A 5,618-nucleotide genomic window follows, 5' to 3' on the forward strand; every position below is an offset into this window, starting at 1 on the left:
TGCCTAAAACAAAACCTAGATTATCCATTATATAAAACTTGGAAACTCGAAAAATCATACATATTGATATGGATGCTTTTTATGCGTCGGTCGAACAGAGGGACAATCCTTCGTTGAAAGGAAAACCCGTGGCTGTTGGTGGTTCGAGTGAAAGAGGTGTTGTAGCTGCTGCAAGTTATGAAGCTCGCAAATATGGTGTTCGGTCGGCGATGTCTTCAAAAATAGCAGCACAAAAATGCCCTAAACTAATTTTTGTAAAACCACGCTTTGAAAGTTACAAGGCAGTTTCGCAACAAATTAGAGAAATTTTTGCTGAATATACCCCACTAATAGAACCACTCTCATTGGATGAAGCCTACTTGGATGTAACAAACAACCTTCTAGGTATAAACAGTGCTACGCAGATTGCTATTGAAATAAAAGAAAAAATTAGACAAAAAACTCAGTTGACGGCATCTGCGGGAGTTTCTTACAATAAATTCTTAGCTAAAATAGCTTCGGATTTCAACAAACCTGATGGCCTGTATGTGATAAAACCTAATCAAGGATTTACGTTTGTTGAAACTTTAGAAATCGACCGTTTTCATGGTATTGGGAGAGTTACTGCACAAAAAATGCATAAAATGGGAATTTTTACGGGCAAAGATTTACGTCAATTTGATGAATCTTTTCTTGTAAAGCATTTTGGAAAGATGGGTAAATACTACTACCAAATAGCAAGGGGTATCGACCACCGTGCTGTAAACCCAGAACGTATCCGAAAATCTGTAGGTTCTGAAAATACTTTTATGACAGATTTAACAGCTCGGGCAGAGATACAACTAGGACTAGAACCCCTCATTCAGGATGTTTGGAGATATTGTACCAAGAACGAAATCTATGGAAGAACGCTATCTCTCAAAGTAAAATATAATGATTTTCAGATTATTACAAGAAGCAGAACAACGCTATCCCCCATTTTTGATATCAATTTATTCGAACGAATTGCCTTCGAATTACTCGACCAAGTGTTACCAAGTCCAAAAGGAATTCGGCTATTGGGAATTTCACTCTCCAATCTTAGCAATGAGCATGAAATGGAAGGTAAACAATTAACCTTAGAGTTTTGATGAATTTAACGGATATTGACAAGTCAACCTTCGGCTATAAACGTCTCGTTGTCAAAATATTGTAGCAACTAACTATTTGTTTTTTTGTTTAAAACTTTTTATCTTTTCTAAACCAAAAGCTCTTTAAGTCTCAATTTCATACCTTTTTATCATATCATCTTTTAATAGTCATATTTTACCACTTCATATATTTAGATAACTCTGTCAAACGCCATTGACAATCAATAAAAGAATTAGATTTCTTGTGATTGAAAGAGTTAAACAAAACGAATAAGTTATTCTCAATTGCCTAAAATGAAAACGGATTATGCCTCAAGTCTGTAGGTCTTTCCGAAATACTCTTAATGATTCTAAGCACCAGGTTTAGTCTGTAATAAATGCCTTTGGGGTAACTCCAAGAGGTAGGTCGTCTGGCAATATCCTTAGAGAAAAATGCTTATGGCTTCAGTGCAAACACGATTAATTATCGTACAATATAGGTTTAAGTGCTCGGCTTTGGACTGTAAGCCCCAGACATTAGACAAAAAGTTTGAATTAAGTTAGCACACAACTTAAATTTAATTTTGCTTACCAACTTAGTATCAACCTCAAAAGCTCCTTTTAATACCATCGCTGCAAGGCGTAACAAGGTATCAGCGAGCCTTGGAGAATAGGTGGAAGATATAATGTGATAAATAAATTTCGATAAACCGCTTTGATACCACATTTGACATACTTTAAAGCGACTTTCACATACTAAAAACTGACATTCACACAATTTATCATTTTCTTAACTTACTGACTTATATCTTTGTTACTGTACTTTTCTCTTAAAACCATAAAACATCAAACACACAAACTATTGATTTACAATACTATAAACATATTAACAATTGAACTTTAGTAAGATTTCCTCTATTATCTACTATCTGTCCTTAATGTAAACACACTTAAATATATTTCGCTATGAGTTTTGAAAATTTTTGCATCGTCTCTCAAGGCAGCCTTGACTTTAAATTCCAGAAAATTAAAATTGCTATTGAAGATATTGTTATGCTTCAAGCAGATAGCAATTACACGCATGTGTATCTGAGTGATGGCAAGCGATTTATTTTTGCCAGAACAATCAAATTATTTGAAGATATGCTAAAGGACTATAGTTTTGAGCGTATTCACAAAACCTTTATTATCAACTGCGACCATTTGTTGGGGTATGATTCAAAAACAGAATCATTAGTTTTAAGTAATAACTTAAAAGCCAACCTATCGAGACGTCGTAAATGTGTACTAAAAAAACAATTATCGGTATTGAATTAACATTTACAAAACAAACATAATCAACTTTATAGGTTGACCCTCATCCTTGATGAGCAACATTCTCTAAATCTACATTTTATCTGTAGAGATGTATAACTCCGTATCTTAAGATAAATTGTCCAATATTTTTCAACAAAAATGAGTCTTCCCGAATTTTGGCATTTGGGTTCTTTCCTGAGCACTTATCCCAAAAAGGCGTCCGAAACAAGTTTTTCGAACGCCTTTTTTGATGAAATCTTTAAGAAAAAAACAAAACTTAAATTTCGAAATGACTCATGTAAGTAAAAGGAAAATATGAATTACAGGTTTGGATGAGCACTTTAGCAAAAGTAAATTTAAGTTTTGTGTTTTGGGCACAAGGCAGAGAGTGTTAAATTGTTTGTTGGTAAAGCTAGATAGTACTTATAAAAAACATTATAAAATTATCTGCCTAATACCTCGTGCCTCATGCTGGTTTGTATATTTATTTGTCTGTCTAGTCAACTTTAGCAAGAAGCTCGTTAGTATTTATTCTTACTGGCTTATGGAGCTTATAATTGGCCATAAGTGGAAAGTGATCTGAAAAACTCACGGAAGACACCGTTTGGCAACTTTGGATTTCCCATTGATGGCTATAGAATTGTTGATCAATCCTTACAAAATAGGGTTGACGATTGAGGGTAAATCCTGTACCTTTACCAACCTCCTCAAATGCATTTTTAAACAACAGGCTCATTTTCCCATACGCATAACCAAAAGGTGTTTCGTTGAAATCCCCACAGAGTATAACAGGATATCGACTTCCGGCCACGTACTCCTGCACTTCGTCGATTTGTTGGTATCTCGAATCAAATCCAAATTTTAACCTTCCGAAGCTATCTCCCAACTCTCTGAAAAAACTGGCTATTTTTCCCTCTTTCAAGGCATCGAAAGCCTGATTGATGCGTATCCCCATCGACCAAAAATGGACGTTTACAACTCTTACTGTGTCACCTTTGTAGGCTATATCTGCCACGATGTACCCATTGATATTGGGTTGCCCTTCTCGATTCCAGATGCGCCCATACTTTTTCACAATCGGATATTTTGAAAGTAATCCTAACCCTACCTCCTCATCCAAATCATCTGCTAGCAATACCGCTTTTTCTGCATACTTTTTCTCTACAATAGCATTGGGAGAATATTCTTGAAAACAAGCGATGTCTGCATCCAATTCATTCCACTGCGAAAAATTACTAGGAAAATCTGCAAACTTGGCACTATTAAAGCTTAATACCTTAAGTGAATTGGTATCTTGCATAACAGTTTTGGTGTGCTCAGAACCCACGCCCATGAATCTTCTGGCCAAGGGGATTGTCAACAAACACCACACTAATCCTACGGTGGCAACCACTCTTTGCTTTTTTAGTAACAAAAAAACACTTGCCACAAAACCACAAATCAACGCTAGCGGTAGCGACATCATCATAAATCCAGCAAACCAATGTCCAGAGATTGGCCAATAACAAAATGCCATACTCAAAAACATATAACTAAGACCTACCAGTGAAAAAGGATATTTACTTAGAGCAAACCAAAGTAATTTACAAAGCTCTTGTAAACTTATGAAGGCTTCGCTGGTTCGAATCATCCAAAAAACAATCGAGATATGTCGAGGAAAAGTGATGTGTAGCGTTTTCATGTGTGTTGTTTTTTAGGACTATACCCACCTCAAAACAAGGTCGATTAGTGGTTTAATAAAAGAACGATGTAAGCATGCCTACACCGTTCTAGATATACTCAGTAAATAAAGGGCAAAAAACTATTTTACTTCAAAAGTACCCGCTCCGATTTTGAATCCTTCAGAATAAAGTTCAATGGAATACTTTCCTGATTTGTAGGCAGAACCTTTTGCATATACCACGTCCACTTTCTGGTCATTATTTTCAAATAAGACACTTTGTTTTACGGTATATCCCAGCTCTTTGCCATCGTATTGCATCGTTCCTGACGAACCATCTGCGCTCACAACTGCTCCATTTGCATCCATGATACGGATATAAATGTCTTTGTTGTTTCTTTCGGCAACAGGGTTGCTTGCCAAACCAAATGAAATTTTTAGACGATCTATTTTAGAAGCCTTATAACGACCTCCATCACGTACTTTACCATTGGATGCCAACGCATAAACCTCCACATTGGTAGCCTTCATAGCCGAGGCTAAGGTCACTTTGCGTTTTAGTTCTTCATTTTGAGTAGAATAATCAGCTACAGTCTTGCTAAGGTTATCTTTATCAGATTTCAAACCTGTGTTTTCATTGATAACTGCTTCTTTTTCGGCCTGTAGATTTTTGTTGCGCGCCATCAAATCGCCATTTTCTTCTCTAAGTTTTGTTAGCTCTTCGTCTTTGGCTGCCAAGAAGGTTTCATATTCCTTAATTTTAGCTTCATACTTCTGAGTCGAGAAACTCAAATCCGACTTCAATTTCTTTTTGTCTGATTCTAATTGAGCTTTTACTTTTTCCAATTCAGCCACATTTCCTCCCAGCATTTCAACCTCTTTGATTTTTTCGTCCAATGACTTCGAGATAGAGTCTAGTTTGATTTGCGTACTTGACAATTGTTCTACTTTTGTAGTAAGGGCTTTTTGTAGTTCAAATGTTTCGTTACGAGCACCAATAAACAAATAGCTCAACAAAGCGATAACACCTACTGTAACTCCTAATGCTACCTTAAAAAAGGTCTGATTATTATTATTCTCCATAGTTATTAATTTGCTTTTAAATGAATGGTTGGGATTGTTTTAATGATAAATTTTAAATAGTAAGGAAAAATTAGTTACCATATCGACTTAAACTAAAAAGTCTTTTTTCGTTCGTTTTACGATAACAAAATAAGTATAGTGCTTTTAAAGAGGAGTTAAATCAACCTTAAATCGAGCTTAAATATGGAGTTAAGTGGATAAGCAAAATAGGTTTGTAGCAATTTGGTTAATACGCAACTTGAGTGCTTTAGGCTGTAAGCTGTAGGCATTAGTCAAAAGGTCTTTATAATTTTATAAAAAATGCTTTTTTCTTTAGTTTAATGCATAAAGCCTATCTCTTGAAACATGAGTCATCCCTAATTTAGCGATTTAGTAATTGAGCGAGTGAGTGAATATATGAAAATTTGTATTCCATCAGTAGAGACGCAATGATTGCGTCTTAAACCGAGTAAAATCTAGCATAATAGCACAAAAACCTGTAGTATAAAACA

4 protein-coding genes are annotated in these 5,618 nt (G+C 35.4%); 2 read left to right on the forward strand and 2 right to left on the reverse strand.

Annotated elements, in window-relative coordinates:
* The first annotated feature begins 68 nt into the window (after positions 1 to 68).
* A complete protein-coding gene (gene dinB, locus ACOVQ4_RS18440) occupies positions 69 to 1,109 on the forward strand; it encodes a DNA polymerase IV (RefSeq protein WP_421822089.1) in 1,041 nt (346 codons plus the stop codon).
* Between the two features lie 945 nt (positions 1,110 to 2,054).
* Entirely contained in the window at positions 2,055 to 2,405 is a 351-nt protein-coding gene (locus ACOVQ4_RS18445; RefSeq protein WP_421822086.1) for a LytR/AlgR family response regulator transcription factor, read from the forward strand.
* A 475-nt stretch (positions 2,406 to 2,880) separates the two neighbouring features.
* On the opposite strand, the gene ACOVQ4_RS18450 is transcribed toward ACOVQ4_RS18445, so the two are convergent.
* Both ACOVQ4_RS18450 and ACOVQ4_RS18455 read right to left on the reverse strand, forming a co-directional pair.
* The gene (locus tag ACOVQ4_RS18450) at positions 2,881 to 4,065 is read right to left on the reverse strand and encodes an endonuclease/exonuclease/phosphatase family protein (RefSeq protein WP_421822087.1); all 1,185 of its coding nucleotides are present in this window, start codon (positions 4,063 to 4,065) and stop codon (positions 2,881 to 2,883) included.
* Positions 4,066 to 4,185: 120 nt separating this feature from the next.
* The gene (locus tag ACOVQ4_RS18455; RefSeq protein ID WP_421822088.1) at positions 4,186 to 5,127 is read right to left on the reverse strand and encodes a hypothetical protein; all 942 of its coding nucleotides are present in this window, start codon (positions 5,125 to 5,127) and stop codon (positions 4,186 to 4,188) included.
* Positions 5,128 to 5,618 lie beyond the last annotated feature (491 nt).

It is taken from the genome of Flectobacillus sp. (assembly GCF_049240685.1).
GTDB lineage: Bacteria > Bacteroidota > Bacteroidia > Cytophagales > Spirosomataceae > Flectobacillus.

Bases quoted from the DNA above. Each gene is read 5' to 3' on its own strand.
- ACOVQ4_RS18455 (WP_421822088.1), bottom strand. From the start codon at position 5,127: ATGGAGAATAATAATAATCAGACCTTTTTTAAGGTAGCATTAGGAGTT.
- ACOVQ4_RS18450 (WP_421822087.1), bottom strand. From the start codon at position 4,065: ATGAAAACGCTACACATCACTTTTCCTCGACATATCTCGATTGTTTTT.
- ACOVQ4_RS18445 (WP_421822086.1), top strand. From the start codon at position 2,055: ATGAGTTTTGAAAATTTTTGCATCGTCTCTCAAGGCAGCCTTGACTTT.
- dinB (WP_421822089.1), top strand. From the start codon at position 69: ATGGATGCTTTTTATGCGTCGGTCGAACAGAGGGACAATCCTTCGTTG.